We start from the raw sequence: 18,569 nt of genomic DNA, 5'->3' as shown, positions 1-18,569 counted from the left end.
ATGGATACCGCGCGCGAGCAACGCATCCTGACGTTCTCGATCGGGGTCACCCTTGCGGTGAGCGCGGTCGGCTTCGGCGGTGGCCTGCTGGTGGGATCGCAGGCCATCCTGTTCGACGGCGTGTACAGCCTGGTCGACGTCGCCCTGACCCTGGTGTCGTTGTCGGTGCTGCGGCTGGTGGCGCGGGAACAAAGCCCGCGCTTTCAGTACGGCTACTGGCACCTGGAGCCGATGGTCGAAGCGCTGGGTGGTGTGATCCTGTCGCTGGCCTGCGTGTATGCGCTGGCCAACGCGGTGATCGGCCTGACCACGGGCGGGCACGAAGTGAAATTCGGGCCCGCGCTGTGGTGGGCGGCGCTGCTGAGTGCCAGCAACCTGGCGATGGCGGCGTTCGTTGCGCAGCGGGCGCGGCATCTGCGCTCGGCGCTGTTATGGCTGGATGTGCGGGGCTGGCTGCTGGGCGGGTTGATGAGCCTGGCAGTGGTGCTGGCCTTCGTGTTGGCGCTGGTCCTGCACGGTGGTGAGTGGCACCATTGGGTGCCGTACCTGGATTCGATCGTGCTGGCATTGATCAGCCTGGCGATGCTGCCGGTGCCGGCGCGCAGCGCGTGGAAGGCCATGCGCGAAGTGCTGCAGGTGGCGCCGGATGATCTGGACCGGCGCGTGCAGCAGGTGATGCAGGCGTTCGTGGCCGAGCGTGGCTATGCCGGTTTCACCAGCCATGTGGCGAAGATGGGGCGGATGCGCTTCATCGAGATCCACGTATTGGCCGATCCGGCGACGCCCTTGGGCTCGGTGGGTGAGGTCGATGCGATGCGTGACGAGATCGCGGTGCGGCTGGATGCTCGGGGCAGCACGTTCTGGCTGACCATTGATTTCACCGCAGACCCGGCGTGGACGTGAGCCGTGAACGGTAGAGCCGAGCCCATGCTCGGCTGCCATTCGCGCTGAGCAGCCGAGCGTGGGCTCGGCTCTACACGTGGGCACGATCGTTGCGCATGGCGGACCGGACTGTTGCAGCGGCTCGGTTTGACCTCAACTCTGGTTGAGGTCGCAGACTGCCTCGCATCCCCCACGAGGCATGCGGCATGAACCTGTTGACCACCCCGGACCTCAGTCACGGCCTGCTGGAACTGTTCAATCCTGCGGGGCTTTACGACCCCTCGGCCAACGGCTACTCGCACGTGGCGGTGGTGCGCCTTCCCGCCCGGGTGATCCATATCGCCGGGCAGGGCGGTGAGGATGCCGATGGTCATCTCTCCCCCGGCTTCGGGGAACAGGTCGAGCAGGCACTGGACAACCTGCAGATCGCATTGCGTTCGGCGCAGGCCAGCCTGGCCGATGTCGCGCGGTTGCGCATCCTGGTGGTCGACCACGACGAGGACCGGCTGGGCATCATCGCCCGGCAGGTACGGCGGCGTTGGCCGAACGGCGCAGCGCCGACCTGCACCCTGATTCCTGTGCCACGGCTGGCGCTGGACGGCATGCTGTTCGAGATCGAGGCGGAGGCCTACGCCGCCTAGCGCAGGTAGTACTCCACCGGCACCACCAGTTCCTGCGGTGCCTTCATTTCCATGGGAATGGGCGGCAGCGGCTGCGCGCGGCGGAACGTCTGCAGTGCGGCGTCGTCGAGCATCGGTTGGCCGCTGGACTGCTCCAGCCGCAGGGCCTGCAGGCGTCCCTCGCGATCGATGCTGGCCCTGACCCAGGCCGTCCCCTGCTGACGGCGCGAGCGCGCGGCGGCGGGGTAGTAGCGATAACGCTCCAGCCGCGCCATCAGGCGGGCTTCCCACTGGTCGCTGGCGGCGCCGGCCTGGAAGTCCGCCGGTGGTGCGTCGGGAGCGGGCGGCGCGGCCGTGATCGATGCCGGTGCGGGACTTGCATCGGTCACGGCCGCAGGCGGGGCGACCGGCAGGGCTTGCCGGCCAGGGCCACCGAGCTCGCTGGCGGCCACCTCGCCCTCGCGGGCGGCGGTGGGCTTTGGCGGAGGGGGCGACTTCGCCGGTTGCGACGCGCGCGCCTGCTGCGCCTGGCTGGGGGTGTCGGCCTGGCGCTCTTCGACCGGCTGGGGAGGCGTAGCCGGTGCCAGCAGGCGCAGGCTGATGCGCACATCCTGCTCAGGCGGCGGCAGCAACGGTGGCGCGGCCATCCAGTGCACCAACAGCAGCAAGGGCAACAGGTGCAGGCCGATGCTGATGGCAATCGCCTGCCAGTGTTGGCCGCGTTCACTCATCGCCCGGCACCCACAGCAGATCGGCGTCGGCCGCATCGACGCCTTCGTCGGGTGACGCAAGCGCGATCACCAGTGCCGGTACCTCCGGTGGCAGGTAGCCCGGCACGCCGGTGCCGCGCAGTACATGCCAGCGGCCGGCCACCAGCAGCGCGGGTGCAGGGGCTGCGGTCAGTGCCTGTGCCATGCGGGTGTCGCGGGCCTGTTGCACGGCCAGCATCCCTTCCAGCATCGGTGCGGCGTCTGCGTGCTGGGCCAGCACCACGGCCGACAGGCGTTGCCGGGCGGTGGGCATCGGAAACCGCACCGACGTGTTGGAGGCAAGCAACGCATTGACCTCGGCACGCGACAGGTTGCCGCCGAACAGGGGGATGCCGGCGGCGGTGGCGTCCTGTACCAGCCCGCCATAGGTGGCCCACGGCCAGCGTGTATCCCAGCCCAGCAGCGCCTGCAGGCGCGCACCATCGGCATGGTTGCCCTTGGCCAGCCAGCGCTGCACCCGCTGCAGGCGCGGTTGGCGTTCACTGGCGATCATCTCCATCACCAGCGCGCCTTGTGGACGCTGCCGTTGCAGCGCGTGCAGCAGCCAGCGCTGGGCGGCGTGGTCACCGGCCAGGTCGTGGCGTTCGCCCAGCAGCAGCCGCGGGGCGTTCGCTGCACGCTTCACGAACGCGGCTTCGTCCAGGCGCTGCCCGCTGGCCAGGTCGATCACCGTGCCGGGCATCGGCTGCGCGCTGGCGATTGCGGCCAGTGCGAGCAGGCACAGCGGCAGCCAGCGACGGCTAGAACGCCACATTGACGCCCATCGAGACGGTGCGGCCACGGCCGTTGCCGCGGTCCAGGATCGGGCTGAAGATGCTGTCGATCGAGGCATTGTTGTCATAGGCCTTGTTCTGCAGGTTTTCGATGTTCAGCCACAGCGTGGTGTTGGGCTGGGGCTTGAAGCTGGCGTAGAAGTCGAGCAGTACACCGGTACCGCCGGTCCTGCGGGTCTGGAAGAAGTCGTAGCCTTCTTCGGTGGGCCCGGAGTATTCGGCGCGCAGGCCGGCCTGCACGCGCTGCTGCCACCAGCGGCCGCCGACATCCAACGTCCAGAAGCGGTCGGGCAGGGCGGTGATGTCTTCCAGGTTGACGAATTCGATGGCAGGCGCACTGGTGCGCGAGCGGGTCCAGCTCAGCGTGGCGTGGTAGTGCGCGCTGGCGTAGTGCGCTTCCAGCTCGATACCGCGCATGCGCACCACGCCGGGGTGGTTCATCCAGCGCGTGGTGGTGCTGAAGTCGTCCACGTCCAGGGCATCGGTCCAGGCAGTGAGCTGCTGATCGCTGTCGATCGGTACCACGAAAGGCCCCACCTCCGGCGGGTGCACGATCAGCAGGTACTGCGGCTTGATGTAGTCGCGGATGCGGTTGTCGAAGCGGGTGACGCGCAGCTGCGCCAGGTCACCGTCGGCCAGCAGCGAGGAGGCGCTGAGGTTGGCGCCGAACTGCAGGTTGCGCGAACGCTCACGGCGCAGGAACGGGTTGGCACCCACGCCGTCGGCATCGCTCATGCCTTCCAGAGGGATCTTCTCGAAGAACATCTCCTGCACGCGCGGCGGGCGGGAAGTACGCGAGGCTTCGGCGAACAGTTGCAGCCAGTCGGTGGCCTGCCACGATACCGCCATGCTGGGGCTGAGTGCGCGCTGGGTACGGCGCACGTCGATGCCGCCGCCGTTGATCTCGGCGCACTGGCCAGGCACATCCGAGCACACCGGGACGTGGCCGCGGATGCCATAGCGATCCTGGCGCAGGCCTGCAGTCAGCGCGTAGATGTCGTACTGCAGTTCCAGCGTGCTGAACACGCTGTCCAGCTGGCTGCGGCCCTGGGGGTTGGCGCCGCGCAGGATGGGGGTGTCGGCCACGTAGACGTCCGACTGGTGCTTGATGCCGGTGTTCCAGCGTGCCTGCAGTGCACCGATATCGAAGCGGCTGGTGTTGTCGAGCGTCCAGCTGCTCAGGCTGCTGTGGGTGCGGCGGCCGATGTAGCTGGAATCCTCCACGGGTGGATAGAACAGCCGGGTCTTGTTGCCGGCGAAGGTCGCGCGCAGGTCGATCCACGGCGTGTAGGGCGTGTAGTGGTAGCTGGCGCGCTGGTTGCGTGCGGAAATCTGCCACGGGTAGTTGTGGTAGAAGTCGTTTTCGTAGCGCATGTGGCTCAGGTCCAGCCGATGCTGGTCAGTGGGCTGCAGGCGTGCTTTCAACAGCCAGCTGCTGGGCTGCTGGCTGCCGGGGTCGGCATTGTTCTTCTGCCCGCGTGCCGTGGCGTACTCGCCGCTGCGACTGCTGCTGGCAGCGGCCAGCAGGCCGAACTGGCGGTCACCGCCGTCCTCGCTGTGGCGCCATGCGCCGGCGAAGGTGCGGCCGCTGCCATAGCCGTTGCTGCCATGGCGATAGCCCGCACGCAGGCCCCAGTCACGGCCTTCGCCGAGCAGGTCGTCGATGTCCAGCGTGCGGAAATTGGCACTGCCGGCCAGCGTGCCGGCACCATCACCACCGGCGACCGCACCGCGTTGCACGTCCACACCGGCCAGCAGGAAAGGGTCGACGTAGGCGAACGGACCGCCGGAGCCATGGCCCGCGTTGTTGCGGAAGGTCTGGGTGACACCATCGATCATGGTGTTGACCCGCCCGGCGCCGGTCATGCCGCGGATGTTGACCTGCAGGCCGGGCTGGCTGCGCGAGTGGAAACTGTGGGTGCCGGGCATCGAACGCAGCAGGCTGTTGCCGTCCTGGCGTTCGGCCATCGCCACGCGCTCGCTGCCGACGGCGGGCGCAAAGCCATCGCGGGCCGCCGGGACATACTGGCTGGCGCCTGCACCGGGGGAATGGCCGTGTGCGATATCGCCCTGTACGCGCAGCGGGCCGGTTCGACGGCTGCCATCGGAGGGGGCGGCCGGCGCCGGTTCCAGGGTGGCGCGGCGCGCGTCGATGAAACGGGGGCGCAGGCCGCTACCGGCCAGCAGGCGCGACAGGGCCTGCGCGTCGTCGAACCGTCCGCGTAGTGCCGGCGCCGCCTGGCCGCCTGGCAATGCCGCGCCGATCACCAGATCGACACCGGTCAGCCGGCTGTAGGCATCCAGCGCGCTGGCCAGCGGTTGCGCAGGAAGATCGAAGTGACGGGAGGCGGCCTGCGCGTGTGCGCTGGCAGGTAACGACGGAAGCGGACCGGCGCAGGCCAGTGACAGGGCGAGGACAAGGGGACGGTGAAACAGCATCGGGAGCTCCAGGGGCTGACGCAGCGCGTCGTCATCCTGGGTAGACGCAGTGGCAGGGCCGATGTCAGGGTGCATCGCGATGTTCCCTGCGTGGCGGCAGCCACACCTGCACGCCCGCGCCCAGGCGCAGCACGCGTACATGCAGCTGCGTGGCCAGCTGGTCGCGGCTGCGCGCCGCACCGTCTGCACTGCCGAGCAGGGTGACCGGCTGCTGGCGCAGGTGTGCGCCGATGATCCAGGTGTGGCCGCCATGCCAGCGATCCAGGCCCTGGGTGACCTCGGCCAAGGGCGTGGAGACCCAATGCAGGCGACGCTCGCGCCAGGCCAGGGCACTGTGGCTGGCGGCCAGGCCGATGATCGGTGCCTGGCCATCGAAGCGCAGCTGCTGCCCTTCGATGGCCTGCTCACTGCGGGTGCCGCTGTCCACACGGACGCGATGCTCGGTGACGGTGACCACGCTGTCGTTGTCGTGCACGGCAAGGTCGAAGGCCGTGCCGAGCGCGGTGACCATGCCGTGCGTCGTATGCACCTGGAACGGATGCTGCGCATCGGCGGCTACCTTGAACCAGGCTTGGCCGTGCTGCAGCTGCAGCTGGCGGCGCTGTGCATCGATGCGGACATGGACTTCGCTTCCGGGTGACAGCAGCACGTGCGAGCCGTCCGGCAGTACTTCTTCACGGATCTCGCCTGCCGCCGTGCGCATCACCTGCGCGGCCGGTGGTGCGGCCTGGCGGGTATACAGGCCCAAGGCGCAAAGCAGCAGCACGGCAGTGCCGGCGTCGCGCAGGTGCCGGCGCTGCCGCTTGCGCTGATGCCGCTGCAGGCTGGGCGTGGCATCACCGGCCTGCCAGAGCGCCTGCAGGTGCTGGTACTGCGCGGCGTGGCGGCAATCGGCGTAGTACCACTGGTTGAAGGCACGCTCGTCGCGGCCGCCGTCGTGGCCGTCCAGCCACCAGCGCGCGGCCTCGCGCGCGATCGCCTCCGGGCTCATGCGCCGGGTACCTGCTGCAGCGCCACCAGCGCACGCAGCAGATGGCCGTGCGCGGTCTGCCGGCTGATGCCGAGCCGGCGGCCGATCTCGGCCAGTGCCATCTGCTCCACCCGGGCCAGCAGGAATACCTGGCGCGAGCGCGGTGGCAGCGCGGCGATGATCGCGTCGAGATGGCGCAGCTGTTCGGCGTCCAGCAGGTGCTGCTCCGGCAGCGGTGCAGGGTCGGCGAGGGCGTGCAGTTGGGCGTCATCCAGCGCTTCCTCACGACGGCGCTGGCGTTGCCGGTAGTGATCGGCGATCAGATTGTGGGCGACGCGGTACAGGTAGGCGCGGCCGTTGCTCAGCAGGCCGCTGGCGGCGACCTTGATGACACGCAGCCAGGTTTCCTGGACGACGTCATCGGCGTCGCTGCGTTGCGGGAGTTTACGGCGGACATGGGCGTGCAGCGGCCGGTAATGGGCCGCGCACAGCTGCGCGACATCCGTCGGTTCGACAGGCGTGGACACGGGGCGGGCGACAACTGGGAAAGGGAACAGCCCGCGGCGGCAAGGGCAGCGGCTGCACCTTACAGGAAAAGAGAATCATTTGCATCTATCGATGGGCGTGACACGCCTGCCCGGGACGGGAGATCAGCGCGGGCGATAATCGCAGTGGATCTGCAGGGCTTCGGTGGGGTTATGATGCAGCTTGAAGCCGCAGCGCTGCAGGCTGCGCTTCACCCGCGCGACCGCTTCGGCATGGCGGGCGACGCGACGATCCTGCCAGCGTGGCGGGGTGAATACGCCCACGGGCAGCAGCCGTAGCCGCTTGCCGTGCAGTACCAGCGAGACATCGATATGACGGCCATCGATGTCGTGGCCGTTGGCGCCGAAGATGGCATCGACCTCATCATGGCGTTGCGGATAGCAGGCCCGGAACAACGCGATACCGAGCCAACGCACGCCACGACGGAAGCTGCCGAGCCGGCTGTGGCTGGGTTCGAAGCCGCGCGTGAGCAGCAGTCGCAGCCCGGCAGGCAGCATTGCCTGCGCATCGAGCAGGCGTTGTAGTACCTCTTCTTCCAGCTGGATACGGGTGGAGGGCCAGCGCGGGGCGACCAGCAGCCCGTGGTGGCTGCCGCGTTGCAGGGTCAGCATGCGTGAAGCTTCGCACGCGGGCGAACAGCCGTGGTAGTGCCGGCCGCTGGCCGGCCAGATTCGGGTGCCGGCCAGCGGCCGGCACTACCGTGACGATCGTCAGATGTCGCGGTACTGGATCTGCGAAGCCAGTACGCGCAGGCCGTCGGCATTGCTGGACAGGATGCGCTCTTCGCCGACGCCTTTCTGCCGTTTCAGCTGGAAGCCCTGTTCGGCAGGCAGCTGCGCGGCGATGGTGTCCATGCGTTGCATGGCATCGGGGCCGCTGCAGTCGAAGTGGCCCCAGTGGGCGCCATCGCGGTGGATCTGCAATCGGTAGTTCATTGCGGTGTCTCCGGCAGCTCCTGCAGCCAATGGTCGAACATCGCGGTGGCCGCCGCAGCCAGCGGTGCACCGTAACGGCGTGCCTGGGCGCGAAGATCGTTCGGATCGATGCCGGCCTGCGCCAGCTCCAGGGTGTGGCCGATCAGCCAGCGTTCGAACTGGTGGGCATCCAGTTCCGGATGGCATTGCAGGGCCAGCGCATGGCTGCCCATGGCGAAGGCCTGGTGGCGGCAGGCCGGCGTGCTGGCCAGGCGACGTGCACCGGACGGGAGTTCGAACGCCTCGCCATGCCAATGCAGTACCGGAATGCCCTGCAGGGCCTGCAGTGGTGAGCGCTGGCCGTCATCGGTGAGCAGCAGCGGCGCAAAGCCGATCTCCTTGCCGCCACTGGCGGCGACGTCGGCACCGAGTGCGCGCGCCATCAGCTGCGCGCCGAGGCAGATGCCCAGCGTGGGCCGTTGCTGCTGCAGCCGACGTTGCAACAACGCGATGCTGTCGTTGAGGAAGGGATAGCGATCAACATCGTTGACGCTGACCGGGCCGCCCAGCACGACCAGCAGGTCGGCGGCTTCGGCCGGATCGAGGGTGTCGACACCGGCCTGCAGCACCTGCAGCTGCCAGCCCTGTGCCGACAGCAGTGGCTGCAGGGTGCCGAGGTCTTCAAAGGCGACGTGTTGCAGGACGACCGCGTGCTTCATGCGGAGGCTCCATTGCTGGGCCAGTAGAAACTGTCCGGGGTGGCGCGTGCGCCGAAGATGGCCTGCCCGACGCGGACCACGGTGGCACCTTCCTCGATCGCCACTTCGAAGTCTCCGGACATGCCCATCGACAACTGCGAAAGGTCGATGACGGGAGGTGCAGTGCGCTGCAGCTGGTCGCGCAGTTCGCGCAGGCGCACGAAGCAGGCACGCACGCGCTCGACCTCCGGGGTGAAGATGGCCAGCGTCATCAGGCCGCGCACGCGCAGGCGATCGAACGCTGGAAGCTGCTGCACAAAGGCCTCGACGGCAGCGGGTTCCAAGCCGTACTTGCTGGGTTCGGCGGAGGTGTTGACCTGCACGAACACATCCAGCGTGCGGTCTTCCAGCTGCAGGCGCTGCTGCAGTGCTTCGGCCACGCGCAGGCTGTCCAGCGCCTGGAACTCGCTGGCGAAGCGCGCCACGTAGCGCGCCTTGTTGGTCTGCAGATGCCCGATCACCGACCAGTGCACGCCAAGATCGGCCATCGTCTCGGCCTTGCGTTGCGCCTCCTGCACCTTGTTCTCGCCCAGCTCGCGGCAACCGGCGGCAACCGCCATGCGGATGCGGGCGTCATCGACGGTCTTGCTGACCGGCAGCAGGCGCACGCTGGCCGGGTCGCGGCCGAGGCGGGCGCAGGCATCGGCGATGCGTTGGCGCACCGTGACCAGGTTGGCGGCGATCTGTTCAACGGACTGGGCGACGGGCCAGTCGGCAGCGGCAAGGGGCATGCGGGCACCTCCAATGCAGGGTGGCCAGGGTGGGATACACTGGCACAGGACAAGAGATATTTTGGCATAGGACAAAATGAAAATCACCGGGCACAGCGCCGAGTCGATCTTCGACAGCATCCGCGACGGCATCGGCAAGGGTCGCCTGCCGGCCGGTAGCGTGCTGCCGCCGGTGCGTGAACTGGCCGAGCAGCTGGGCGTGAACCGCAACACCGTGGCTGCTGCCTACAAGCGCCTGGATGCGGCGGGACTGGCCAGCACGGCGGGCCGCCGCGGCACGGTGGTGCGTGGCCTGCCGCCGCCGCTGGCGCGCGAGGGCAGCACCCCGGGGCTGGCGCTGCAGGACCTGGCCGGTGGCAACCCGGATCCGCGCCTGCTGCCGAACCTGCGCCTGACCCCGGCGGCGCCGCGGCTGTATGGCGTGGGTACGGTCGACACGAGGTTGCAGGCGCTGGCACGCGCCTCGCTGGATGCGGATTGCCCCGAGGGATATGCGCTGGAGCTGACCCATGGCGCCGTCGATGGCATCGAGCGCCTGCTGGCGGCGTGGCTGCTGCCGGGTGATCGCATCGCGGTGGAGGATCCATGCTTCCTCGGCAGCCTCAATGTGCTCAATGCGTCGGGTCATGCGCCGTTGCCGGTGGCGGTGGATGCCCAGGGCATGCAGGTCGAATCGCTGCGGCAGGCGCTGGAGGCTGGTGCACGTGCGGTGCTGCTCACCCCCCGGGCGCACAATCCGACCGGGGCCAGCCTGGATGCGAAGCGGGCGCGGGCGTTGCGGCAGTTGTTGGCGGCGTACCCGCAGGTAGCAGTGCTGATCGACGATCACTATGCGCTGCTCTCGCAGCAGGCCTATCACTCGGTACTGCCGCTGGATGGGCGGCGCTGGGCGCTGCTGCGTTCGTTGTCCAAACCGCTCGGCCCCGACCTGCGGCTGGCCTGGCTGGCCTGCGATGAAGAAACCGCGATGCGGTTGCGGCTGCGATTGGCATCCGGTATCGGCTGGGTCAGTCACCTGCTGCAGGACGCGGCAACCTCGGTGCTGGCGTCGTCAACGCAGCGGGCGAAGATCGCCTCGGCAGGCGAGCGTTACCAGCAGCGCCTGCAGTCGCTGCAGGAACTGCTGCGCGCGCGTGGCGTGCCGACGCCGCTGCCGATGGAGGGATTGAACCTGTGGCTGCCGTTGCCGGGCGACAGCCATCCGCAGGTGCTGGCGCTGGCCGCGCGCGGATGGCATGTGCGCGCTGGCGAGGTGTTCGCGGTGGCGGCGCCGGCACATGGCCTGCGCATCACCTGCGCGGCGCTGGGCGCGGCGCAACTGCGGCCGCTGGCTGACGACCTGGCGGCGGTGTGCGGTCTGTAGCGTCGAGCGATGCTCGACGTTGCAGAGCCGAGCCATGCTCGGCTGCTGTTGGTAGAAGCAGTCGAGCATGGCTCGACGCTACAGAAGCAGATCAGGGCGCGGCGTTGGCGCCCGGGCGCACGTAGTAGGACTGGCCGCTGTCATCGACGAACATCAGTTCCGGCTTGCCCTGCCATGAGGTGAGCATGGCGCCGGTGTTGTTCTGGTGCTTGACCATCAGGCTGGCACCACGGTCCGGGTTGGCCACCACCTTGAACACTTCCGTGGTGCCATTGGCATCGTCCAGGGTCAGCACGGCTTCACCGCCGCGATCGCTGGTGCCATAGCCCCCGCGTTCGGAGCCATCCGGGCCGAGCAGGATCAGGCCGGACAGGGCGGTGGCGCGCGGCCCCTGGATACGGCCCCGGCTGAGAGGGTCGGGCACCGGCGCGCCTAGGATCACCCGGGGTTGGCCCGTGCCATCGTGGATGATCAGCCCGCGCGCTTCGATGATGCGCTGTGGCGATTGGCTGCGATGCAGGCTCCAGGCGGTCCAGCCGGAAACCAGCAGGGCGAGTGTGGAGACCACCAGCGTGGTCAGCAGCAGTGCGCGCGGCATCGTGTCGTCCTTCCTTGGATGCAGCGACGATAGCGGATGCGGGCGACCGATGGCCAGTTCATTGTGTGACGCTGTGTATCGTCAATGGAAATCGCGGCTGTGGCTGCGCAACCCCTGCAACAGTTCATCCAGGCAGTGCATGCGCTGCACGATGACATGCTGCACGCCATCGACGCGTTCCAGGCGGCCGTCGATCTGCATCAGCCGAGTATCGACCAGGACCCGGTGCTGGCGATCGGCCAGGTGCCGCCAGACCACGGCATTGACCATGCCGGTCTCGTCTTCAAGGGTGAGGAAGGTAACGCCACTGGCGGTCTGCGGGCGCTGGCGCATGCGGACCAGGCCGGCGATGCGCACGCGACGGCCATGGCCGTGGCCCGCAAGCTGCGCGGCATCCAGGCAGCCGCGGCTGCGCAGCTGCGTGCGCAGGAACGAGATCGGGTGGCGGCCGAGGGTGGTGCCGATGCTGCGGTAATCGGCCTGCATGTCCTCCCAGGCGCTGGGCAGGGGCAGCGGCACGCGTGCTTCAGCGGTGGCGCGGGCCTGGTCGAACAGCGGCAGCCGGTTCTCCACGCCGGAGATATCCCAGCGTGCACGATGGCGATGGCCGCTGAGCCCGCGCAGCGCACCGGCATCGGCCAGCAGGCCCTGCTGGCGGCGATCCAGTGCGGTGCGCTGGCACAGGTCGCCCACATCGTCGAACGGGCGCCGTGCACGTTCGCGCATGATGGCCTGTACAGCCGCTTCATTGCAGCCGTCGACGAGGCGCAGGCCGAGCCGGATCGCGGCCGCGCCCCTGCTGAAATCCAGCGTGCAGTCCCAGTCGCTGTGGCGCACGTCCACGGGAAGCACGCGGATGCCATGCCGGCGCGCGTCCTGCAGCAGCTGGTCGGGGCTGTAGAAACCCAGTGGCTGGCTGTTGATCAGGCTGGCAGTGAATGCGGCCGGGTGGTGGCATTTCAGCCAGCAGCTGTTATAGGTCAGCAGGGCGAAGCTGGCGGCGTGGCTTTCCGGGAAACCGTAATCACCGAACCCCTTGATCTGCTCGAACAGGTGCTCACCGTATTCGCGGCTGAAGCCGTTTTTCAACATGCCTGCCAGCAGTTTTTCACGATGCGGTTCCAAGCCGCCACGGCGTTTCCAGGCCGCCATCGAACGGCGCAGGGCATCGGCCTGGCCAGGCGTGTAACCGGCTGCTTCGACCGCCAGCTGCATCACCTGTTCCTGGAACAATGGCACGCCCAGCGTGCGTGCGAACACGCGTTCCAGCTGCGGTGGGTAGAGCGGGTTGTCCGGGTCGTTCAACGCGCCCGGTCCCTGTTCGCGCAGGATCCGGCGCCGCTCCAGATAGGGGTGCACCATGTCGCCCTGGATCGGGCCAGGGCGCACGATCGCCACCTCGATCACCAGGTCATAGAACGTGCGTGGCTGCATGCGCGGCAGCATCGCCATCTGTGCGCGCGATTCGATCTGGAACACGCCGATGGTGTCGGCGGCGCAGATCATGTCGAAGGTCTTTGCATCCTTGGGCGGGATCGCATCCATGCGTCCTTCATGCAGGCCATGCTGTTTCAGCATGGCCAGGCACTTGCGGATGGCGGTAAGCATGCCCAGCGCCAGGCAGTCGACCTTCATCAGGCCGGTGGCATCCAGATCGTCCTTGTCCCATTGGATGACGGTGCGGTCGGCCATCGCCGCGTTTTCCACCGGCACCAGGGTCGACAGGGGATGTTCGGAAATCACGAAACCGCCGGGGTGCTGCGACAGGTGGCGCGGGAAGTCGATCAGCTCGGCGGTCAGCGCCAGCAGGCGCCGCATCAAGGGCGTGTCCGGATCGAAACCGCGCTCGCGCAGGGTTTCCGGCAATGGGATGTTGCCGCCCCAGTGGTCCATCGCCGCGCCCAGTTCGTTGACCTGGTCCATCGGCAGGCCAAGTGCACGCGCCACGTCGCGGATCGCGCTGCGGCCACGGTAGCTGATTGCCACCGCGGTCAGTGCGGCGCGCTCGCGGCCATAGCGCTTGAACACGTACTGCAGCACTTCCTCGCGGCGCTCGTGCTCGAAATCGATGTCGATATCCGGTGGCTCGTCGCGCTCGGCGGAGATGAAGCGCTCGAACAGCAGGTTGCTGCGTGCCGGGTCGATCTCGGTCACGCCCAGCACGAAGCACACCGCGGAGTTGGCCGCCGAGCCGCGGCCCTGGCAGAGGATGTCCTGGCTGCGCGCGAAGCGCACGATGTCCTGCACGGTGAGGAAGTACGAGGCGTAGTTCTTCTGCTTGATCAACGCCAGTTCGTGTTCGATCTGCTCGCGTTGTTTCGGTTCGATGCCGCCTTTCCAGCGCCAGGGGATGCCACGCTCGACCAGCACGCGCAGCCAGCTGTCCGGGTCATGCCCCTCGGGCACCAGCTCGCGTGGGTAGGTGTACTGCAGCTGTTCCAGGGTGAAGTGGCAGCGCTCGGCGATGCGCAGGGTCTCGGCCAGCAATTCGGGCGGATACAGTTGGGCCAGCGCGGTGCGCGGACGCAGATGGCGCTCGCCGTTGGGGAACAGGCGCCAGCCAGCCTCGGCCACGCTGCAGCGGTGGCGGATCGCGGTCAGGGTGTCCTGCAGGGCGCGGCGGCGGCGCACGTGCATGTGCACGTCGCCACTGGCGACCAGCGGCAGGCGGTGGCGTTGGCCGAAGGCCTGCAGCTGCTGCAGGCGGCGTGCGTCGTCGTGTTCGTGGTGCAGCTCCACCGCCAACCACAGCCGATCATTGAAGCCGGCGCGCAGCAGTTCCAGGTCGGTGGCGGCCGGTTGCCGGTCCAGCCACAGGCACAGCAGGCCGTCGGGCAGGCCGAGCAGGTCCTTGCGCAGGCAGCGGTACTCGCCCTTGGCTGCGCGCCGCCGGCAGGTGGTGATCAACTGGCAGAGCCCGGCATAGGCGGCCTGGTCGGTGCACAGCAGGGCCAGCTTCGGGCCGTCCTCGACCTGGAATTCGGCGCCGACGATCAGCGCCACGCCATGCGCCTTCGCCGCCTGCCAAGCGCGCACAATGCCGGCCAGCGAGCATTCGTCGGTGATCGCCAGTGCCCGGTAACCCTGGCCAGCGGCGCGCGCGAACAGTTCTTCGGCGATCGAAGCACCGCGCTGGAAACTGAAGGCCGACAGGCAGTGCAGTTCGGCGTAGCCGGGCAGTTCGCTGTGCATGGCGGCTCAGCCGAACCAGCCGTGCAGCATCCACGGCGCATGCGGATCGTTGCGCTCACGGAAGGCCCAGCCGCGCTGGCCGTGTGCGGTTTCCACCACGTAGTAGTCGCGGCGTGCGTCGGCCTGGTCCCACCAGCCCGATTCGATCCGCTCCGGCCCGGCGACGATGCGCAGGCGCGGGTCACGCAACGGTTGTGGGGTGTCCAGCAACCAGCCGGGGCGCAGTGGCCAGTACGACGGGGGCTTGGCCGGTGGCTGGGTGCCACTGGCGCGTTCGGGGCGATGGTCGGCCTGCACCGCCAGCGGCTGCACGGCGTCATCACCCAGCCGCGCACGCAGGCGCTCGCGCAGCTGGTTCCAGGGCATCGCCTGCGCCGGCCGGGTATCGAACAGGTCACGCGCGGCGGGCACGAACGGTGGCAGCTGCTCGGCCTGCAGGCGCAGTGCGCGGCTGCCGGCCGGCAGGGCGAACGCTTCCATGCGGTTGCGTGCGATCTCGAACAGCAGCGCAGGATCGCGTTCGGGGGCCAGCAGGCCGATGGTCAGCACGCTGGCCGGCAGCAGGTCGTGCTCGAAATGCAGGTCGAAGCGCTGCACGCCGCCATCGCGCGAACACAGGAAGGCGGCCAGGTCCAGCAGCAGGCGGCGCAGCGGGAACAGCAGGGCCTGGCTGGATTCGATCTCGTATTCGAATTCGATGCGCGCATCGAAACGGTCCGGTGGCTGGTAGTAGCGCAGCGGCGCGGTGGGCAGGCCGCGCAGTGCATCCAGCTGCTGCAGTACCTCCGGTGCGAAGCGCCGGGCCAGGCTGTCACGCGGCAGCTCGAGCACCGCACCCAGCGTGCGCAGGCCGGAACGGCCGAGCACGGTCACCGCGTCGCTGGGCAGGCCGCAGCGCGGCAAGGGTAGCTGCGCCAGTGCCGCTGGCAGCTGCTGCGCATCGATGCCGAGGCCGTCGTGGACGTTGGCCAGCACGCGCGCGGCATGTGCCGTGGGGGCGGCCACCAGGCGGTGGCGGAAACCGAGTTCATGCAGTTCGTTGCGCAGGCGCTTTTCGATCGTCAGCCAGTCACCGAACAGGGCACGGCTGGCGCCGATTTCCAGCACCAGTGCATGCGGGAAATCGAGGCTGACCTGCGAGCTGTAGGCGTAGGCCCAGCTGGCCAGCAGCTGCCGGGTGTGCTGTTCCGCGTCAGGGTCGTAGTCGTGCAGGTGCATGTCCTGCACCAGCACCTGCGCGGCCGACAGCAGCATGCCCGGGCGCAGCCCTGCTGCGCGCGCGGCCGGGCTGACCGCACGCAGCACGCGGCGCTGCGCTGGGCCCTGCAGCAGCACCAGTGGCCGCTGGGGGTCCGGCTGCAGGCGCAGCACGCTGTCCAGCGCCAGCTGCGGCAACAACAGGCAGGCCCAGTGCATGGCGCGGCCTCAGTGGGTGATGGCCAGTGGCAACGGCTGCGCGGGTGGCAGGCCGCCACGGCACTTCAGCACCCTTACCTGGCCGTGGTCGAGCTGCAGGCGCAGGCTGGCCGGGGAGGGGTTGCGCGCTGCCTGCGCCTCGCGGAACACGAAGCCCAGGCACTGGCCGCTGTCGGCGGCGACCTGCAGCCGGCGCAGGGCGCGATCGTCGGCCTGGTGCGGCCAGCACAGCACCGCCGCGCAGGCGGCAGAGCGCAGGCATTGTTCGGCCGCCCACAGCGCCTGCTTCGGCGCAGCGTGGATGATCTGCAGCTGGGCCAGATCCAGCCCGGCCGCGGCCCAGGCCGGGGCATGCGGGCGATAGGGTGGGGCGACCAGCACGATCGGGCGGTCGCGCTGGCTCAGCCTGGCCAGCGCCGGCCAGACCAGTGCCAGTTCGCCAACGCCCGGCGCCGCCTGCAGCACCTCGCACAGCCCGCTGGCCGGCCAGCCGCCGCCGGGCAGGCGTGCGTCCAGCGCCGGGTGGCCGCTGGCCAGGTGGTCGCTGGCCGGCCCCTGGCGGGCCGGGCCGCGCCACAACTGGCGGCCGTCCAGCAGCCGGTCGAGGGCGACGACGGCGCCCATCAGCCGGTCCTCCAAGGGAGGCGCCGGGCGGGCTGGAATCGGCAGGAACGGGCGGAAACGACAGGCATGGAGCGAGTATCGGCGGGCTGGTATCAGGGGCTGAGACCAGACATGCTACTCGTCTTGTGAGTAGAATTACTAATGAAATTGGCGGGCCGGGTTTCAGGTTGCTGAAGTGGGAAAGGAGTGCCGAGCCAGGTCGGCACCCACAGGGCCCGGTTACGGGCGGACCGGCAGCGCGACCGGGCGCAGCGGCGCGGCATCGCCGCCGCGGATCTTCAGCGGGCCGCCGATGAAGGCGAACTCGTAAACCTTGTCGCGGGCCAGTTCATCCAGCGCCACCAGTTCGATGATCGGCGCGCCCTGCTGGGCCAGCAGGTAGGTGTGCAGCGGCACGTAGTCGTCGGCCACCTCCGAGGGGAAGGTCTCGAAGCTCAGGTTGTCGGCGCCGACGATCATCGCGCCGCTGTCCTCAACCAGGAAGCGCGCCGCGTCCAGGCCCATGCCCGGCGGGTTGGCCATGTAGGCCTTGGGCTGTTCGAACAGGCGCATGCGGCCGGTACGGATCAGCACCACATCGCCCTGCTGCAGCTTCACCCGCTGGCGTGCCAGCGCATCCTTCAGGTCCTGGCGGGTGACGCGGTAGCTGTCCGGCAGCATGTCCACGCCCTTGGCGGCGGCCACGTCGATCAGTACGCCACGCGCGATCAGCGGCGGGAATTTCTCGATGCCGGTGACATTCCAGCCACGATCGCCGAGATGCTTGTCGGCCTCGAAGCCGTTCCAGATCTTTCCGTGGATGCCGAAGTGGTTCAGCGCATCGATGTGGGTGCCGGTGTGGCTGTACATCGAGAACGCGGTGCCGGTGTAGCTGCGGGTGAGGTTCATGCTCTCGCCCACGCCCATCGGATCATCCATCACCGTGCCGCGCGGGGTGTGGGTCATCCAGAACTGGTAGTGCGGGTCGCCGGCGTCCTGCCAGCTGGGCATGCCGACGTAGTAGTCGGTGGCCAGGTCATAGGCCTTGCCGCCGCTGACCCGCGACAGGATCGCCGCACGCGAGGCTTCGGTGATCAGGTTGAGCCGGCCGATCTCGTCCTTCGGCCCCCAGGGGCTGGTGCCGACCTGCTGGCCGGAGGGAACGCGTTCGTGCGCGGACACGGTGGTGGACGCCGCGGTGCCGGCCAGCAGCAGGGCCAGCGCGCTGGCCAGGATACGTGGGGTCATGGGGGAATCTCCTTGCAGGGTGGGGGAGGGTGCGGCTCAGGCCGCGACCAGGGGCGCCAGGGCCTGGCGCAGTTGCGGCAGCGGCAGGGTCTGCAGGCGCAGGCCGTTGCCGCCGATCACGGTGGGAATGGAGCGGATGCCGAGGGCAGCGGCGTCGGCACGATCGGCCTGCACGTGCTGGCGTACTGCGTCGCTGCGCATGTGGTCAGCGAAGGCACCACGGGGATGGCCCAGTGATTCGGCGATATCCAGCAGCACTTCGGCGTCGCCGATGTTGCGGTGCTGGTGCAGGTGCGCCCATTGCACCGCGTCGAACATTGCGCCATGGGCATCATTGCCGCCGATCAACCCTGCGGCCTGGCAGGCCAGTGCGCCGAGCCAGCCGGAGGGATATTCGAAGTCCTGTGCGCGCATGCCTTCGATATCGATGCGCGCGCTGTCTTCATGCGCGGCGCAGTCGGTCCAGTGGCGCAGGATGATCGCCTTGGCGCGCTCCATCGAGCCGAACACCTCGACCATCTGCGCGCGCGAGTCCTGCAGCACGAAGCTGCGATGGCGCACCTGGATGCCGAGTTCGGCCGAGACCTGCTGCAGGCGCGGGGCCAGCACGAAGCACCAGCCGCAGACCACGTCGTGGAAGAAGTCGACCACCGGCGCGGCGGTGGCGGGGGAAGGAACGGGAGACATCTGCCTGCCATCGGTGAGAGGGGAGGCGGCAGATTAGGCAGCGCGGCGGGGCCGAAACA

Annotated in this window: 18 protein-coding genes; 3 read left to right on the top strand and 15 right to left on the bottom strand. The window is 68.8% G+C overall.

What is annotated here, in order from left to right; translation table 11 throughout:
- Positions 1–903: a cation diffusion facilitator family transporter gene (locus QP609_RS12680; protein ID WP_014647524.1), complete on the top strand. Its 903-nt coding sequence runs from the start codon at positions 1–3 to the stop codon at positions 901–903.
- A 185-nt stretch (positions 904–1,088) separates the two neighbouring features.
- On the top strand, positions 1,089–1,523 hold the full coding sequence (locus QP609_RS12675; protein ID WP_014647523.1) for a Rid family hydrolase: 435 nt from the start codon (positions 1,089–1,091) through the stop codon (positions 1,521–1,523).
- Here QP609_RS12675 and QP609_RS12670 read toward each other — a convergent pair.
- From QP609_RS12670 to QP609_RS12630, 9 genes are all read right to left on the bottom strand, one after another.
- Positions 1,520–2,233 carry an energy transducer TonB gene (locus QP609_RS12670; protein ID WP_014647522.1) on the bottom strand — a complete coding sequence of 238 codons (714 nt, stop codon included), beginning with the start codon at positions 2,231–2,233 and terminating at the stop codon, positions 1,520–1,522. The two genes, QP609_RS12675 and QP609_RS12670, sit on opposite strands and share 4 nt — an antisense overlap.
- Positions 2,226–3,026, bottom strand: a complete 801-nt coding sequence (locus tag QP609_RS12665) for a ChaN family lipoprotein (protein WP_014647521.1) — start codon at positions 3,024–3,026, stop codon at positions 2,226–2,228. Before QP609_RS12665 ends, QP609_RS12670 begins: the two co-directional genes overlap by 8 nt.
- Positions 3,013–5,484 carry a TonB-dependent receptor gene (locus tag QP609_RS12660; RefSeq protein ID WP_197621851.1) on the bottom strand — a complete coding sequence of 824 codons (2,472 nt, stop codon included), beginning with the start codon at positions 5,482–5,484 and terminating at the stop codon, positions 3,013–3,015. The genes QP609_RS12665 and QP609_RS12660 overlap by 14 nt, the downstream gene beginning before the upstream one ends.
- A gap of 64 nt (positions 5,485–5,548) precedes the next feature.
- Positions 5,549–6,475 carry a FecR domain-containing protein gene (locus QP609_RS12655; protein ID WP_014647519.1) on the bottom strand — a complete coding sequence of 309 codons (927 nt, stop codon included), beginning with the start codon at positions 6,473–6,475 and terminating at the stop codon, positions 5,549–5,551.
- Positions 6,472–6,981, bottom strand: coding sequence for an RNA polymerase sigma factor (locus QP609_RS12650; protein ID WP_014647518.1), 510 nt, complete (start codon positions 6,979–6,981; stop codon positions 6,472–6,474). Before QP609_RS12650 ends, QP609_RS12655 begins: the two co-directional genes overlap by 4 nt.
- Positions 6,982–7,104: 123 nt before the next feature.
- A complete protein-coding gene (locus QP609_RS12645) occupies positions 7,105–7,611 on the bottom strand; it encodes a hypothetical protein (RefSeq protein WP_014647517.1) in 507 nt (168 codons plus the stop codon).
- A 99-nt stretch (positions 7,612–7,710) separates the two neighbouring features.
- Positions 7,711–7,935, bottom strand: coding sequence for a hypothetical protein (locus QP609_RS12640; protein ID WP_014647516.1), 225 nt, complete (start codon positions 7,933–7,935; stop codon positions 7,711–7,713).
- The gene (locus QP609_RS12635) at positions 7,932–8,633 is read right to left on the bottom strand and encodes a glutamine amidotransferase (RefSeq protein WP_014647515.1); all 702 of its coding nucleotides are present in this window, start codon (positions 8,631–8,633) and stop codon (positions 7,932–7,934) included. The genes QP609_RS12640 and QP609_RS12635 overlap by 4 nt, the downstream gene beginning before the upstream one ends.
- A complete protein-coding gene (locus QP609_RS12630) occupies positions 8,630–9,403 on the bottom strand; it encodes a YggS family pyridoxal phosphate-dependent enzyme (protein ID WP_289213786.1) in 774 nt (257 codons plus the stop codon). Before QP609_RS12630 ends, QP609_RS12635 begins: the two co-directional genes overlap by 4 nt.
- Before the next feature lie 76 nt (positions 9,404–9,479).
- Between QP609_RS12630 and ptsJ the strand changes: the two genes are divergently transcribed.
- Positions 9,480–10,766: a transcriptional regulator PtsJ gene (gene ptsJ, locus QP609_RS12625; RefSeq protein WP_046431219.1), complete on the top strand. Its 1,287-nt coding sequence runs from the start codon at positions 9,480–9,482 to the stop codon at positions 10,764–10,766.
- Positions 10,767–10,857: 91 nt separating this feature from the next.
- Here ptsJ and QP609_RS12620 read toward each other — a convergent pair whose 3' ends face one another.
- The 6 genes from QP609_RS12620 to QP609_RS12595 all read right to left on the bottom strand — a co-directional run bounded on the left by QP609_RS12620 (position 10,858) and on the right by QP609_RS12595 (position 18,510).
- A complete protein-coding gene (locus QP609_RS12620; protein WP_032957269.1) occupies positions 10,858–11,364 on the bottom strand; it encodes a hypothetical protein in 507 nt (168 codons plus the stop codon).
- Positions 11,365–11,445: 81 nt separating this feature from the next.
- Positions 11,446–14,556, bottom strand: coding sequence for an error-prone DNA polymerase (locus tag QP609_RS12615; protein WP_197621125.1), 3,111 nt, complete (start codon positions 14,554–14,556; stop codon positions 11,446–11,448).
- Between the two features lie 6 nt (positions 14,557–14,562).
- On the bottom strand, positions 14,563–15,972 hold the full coding sequence (locus tag QP609_RS12610) for a DNA polymerase Y family protein (protein WP_046431214.1): 1,410 nt from the start codon (positions 15,970–15,972) through the stop codon (positions 14,563–14,565).
- A 9-nt stretch (positions 15,973–15,981) separates the two neighbouring features.
- On the bottom strand, positions 15,982–16,596 hold the full coding sequence (gene imuA / locus QP609_RS12605; protein ID WP_014647509.1) for a translesion DNA synthesis-associated protein ImuA: 615 nt from the start codon (positions 16,594–16,596) through the stop codon (positions 15,982–15,984).
- Between the two features lie 219 nt (positions 16,597–16,815).
- Positions 16,816–17,823, bottom strand: coding sequence for a cyclase family protein (locus tag QP609_RS12600; protein WP_049418880.1), 1,008 nt, complete (start codon positions 17,821–17,823; stop codon positions 16,816–16,818).
- A 36-nt stretch (positions 17,824–17,859) separates the two neighbouring features.
- A complete protein-coding gene (locus QP609_RS12595) occupies positions 17,860–18,510 on the bottom strand; it encodes a DsbA family protein (protein ID WP_053496081.1) in 651 nt (216 codons plus the stop codon).
- Positions 18,511–18,569 lie beyond the last annotated feature (59 nt).

Source organism: Stenotrophomonas sp. 8(2023) (genome assembly GCF_030345295.1).
GTDB classification, from domain to species: Bacteria; Pseudomonadota; Gammaproteobacteria; order Xanthomonadales; family Xanthomonadaceae; genus Stenotrophomonas; species Stenotrophomonas muris.
The sequence above is the reverse complement of the archived record's forward strand: the minus strand, read 5'-3'. Positions and strand labels throughout refer to the sequence as shown.

What these genes read in the sequence shown, in the direction of transcription:
- QP609_RS12680 (WP_014647524.1), top strand. Translation starts at nt 1, where the DNA reads ATGGATACCGCGCGCGAGCAACGCATCCTGACGTTCTCGATCGGGGTC.
- QP609_RS12675 (WP_014647523.1), top strand. Translation starts at nt 1,089, where the DNA reads ATGAACCTGTTGACCACCCCGGACCTCAGTCACGGCCTGCTGGAACTG.
- QP609_RS12670 (WP_014647522.1), bottom strand. Translation starts at nt 2,233, where the DNA reads ATGAGTGAACGCGGCCAACACTGGCAGGCGATTGCCATCAGCATCGGC.
- QP609_RS12665 (WP_014647521.1), bottom strand. Translation starts at nt 3,026, where the DNA reads ATGTGGCGTTCTAGCCGTCGCTGGCTGCCGCTGTGCCTGCTCGCACTG.
- QP609_RS12660 (WP_197621851.1), bottom strand. Translation starts at nt 5,484, where the DNA reads ATGCTGTTTCACCGTCCCCTTGTCCTCGCCCTGTCACTGGCCTGCGCC.
- QP609_RS12655 (WP_014647519.1), bottom strand. Translation starts at nt 6,475, where the DNA reads ATGAGCCCGGAGGCGATCGCGCGCGAGGCCGCGCGCTGGTGGCTGGAC.
- QP609_RS12645 (WP_014647517.1), bottom strand. Translation starts at nt 7,611, where the DNA reads ATGCTGACCCTGCAACGCGGCAGCCACCACGGGCTGCTGGTCGCCCCG.
- QP609_RS12640 (WP_014647516.1), bottom strand. Translation starts at nt 7,935, where the DNA reads ATGAACTACCGATTGCAGATCCACCGCGATGGCGCCCACTGGGGCCAC.
- QP609_RS12635 (WP_014647515.1), bottom strand. Translation starts at nt 8,633, where the DNA reads ATGAAGCACGCGGTCGTCCTGCAACACGTCGCCTTTGAAGACCTCGGC.
- QP609_RS12630 (WP_289213786.1), bottom strand. Translation starts at nt 9,403, where the DNA reads ATGCCCCTTGCCGCTGCCGACTGGCCCGTCGCCCAGTCCGTTGAACAG.
- ptsJ (WP_046431219.1), top strand. Translation starts at nt 9,480, where the DNA reads ATGAAAATCACCGGGCACAGCGCCGAGTCGATCTTCGACAGCATCCGC.
- QP609_RS12620 (WP_032957269.1), bottom strand. Translation starts at nt 11,364, where the DNA reads ATGCCGCGCGCACTGCTGCTGACCACGCTGGTGGTCTCCACACTCGCC.
- QP609_RS12615 (WP_197621125.1), bottom strand. Translation starts at nt 14,556, where the DNA reads ATGCACAGCGAACTGCCCGGCTACGCCGAACTGCACTGCCTGTCGGCC.
- QP609_RS12610 (WP_046431214.1), bottom strand. Translation starts at nt 15,972, where the DNA reads ATGCACTGGGCCTGCCTGTTGTTGCCGCAGCTGGCGCTGGACAGCGTG.
- imuA (WP_014647509.1), bottom strand. Translation starts at nt 16,596, where the DNA reads ATGGGCGCCGTCGTCGCCCTCGACCGGCTGCTGGACGGCCGCCAGTTG.
- QP609_RS12600 (WP_049418880.1), bottom strand. Translation starts at nt 17,823, where the DNA reads ATGACCCCACGTATCCTGGCCAGCGCGCTGGCCCTGCTGCTGGCCGGC.
- QP609_RS12595 (WP_053496081.1), bottom strand. Translation starts at nt 18,510, where the DNA reads ATGTCTCCCGTTCCTTCCCCCGCCACCGCCGCGCCGGTGGTCGACTTC.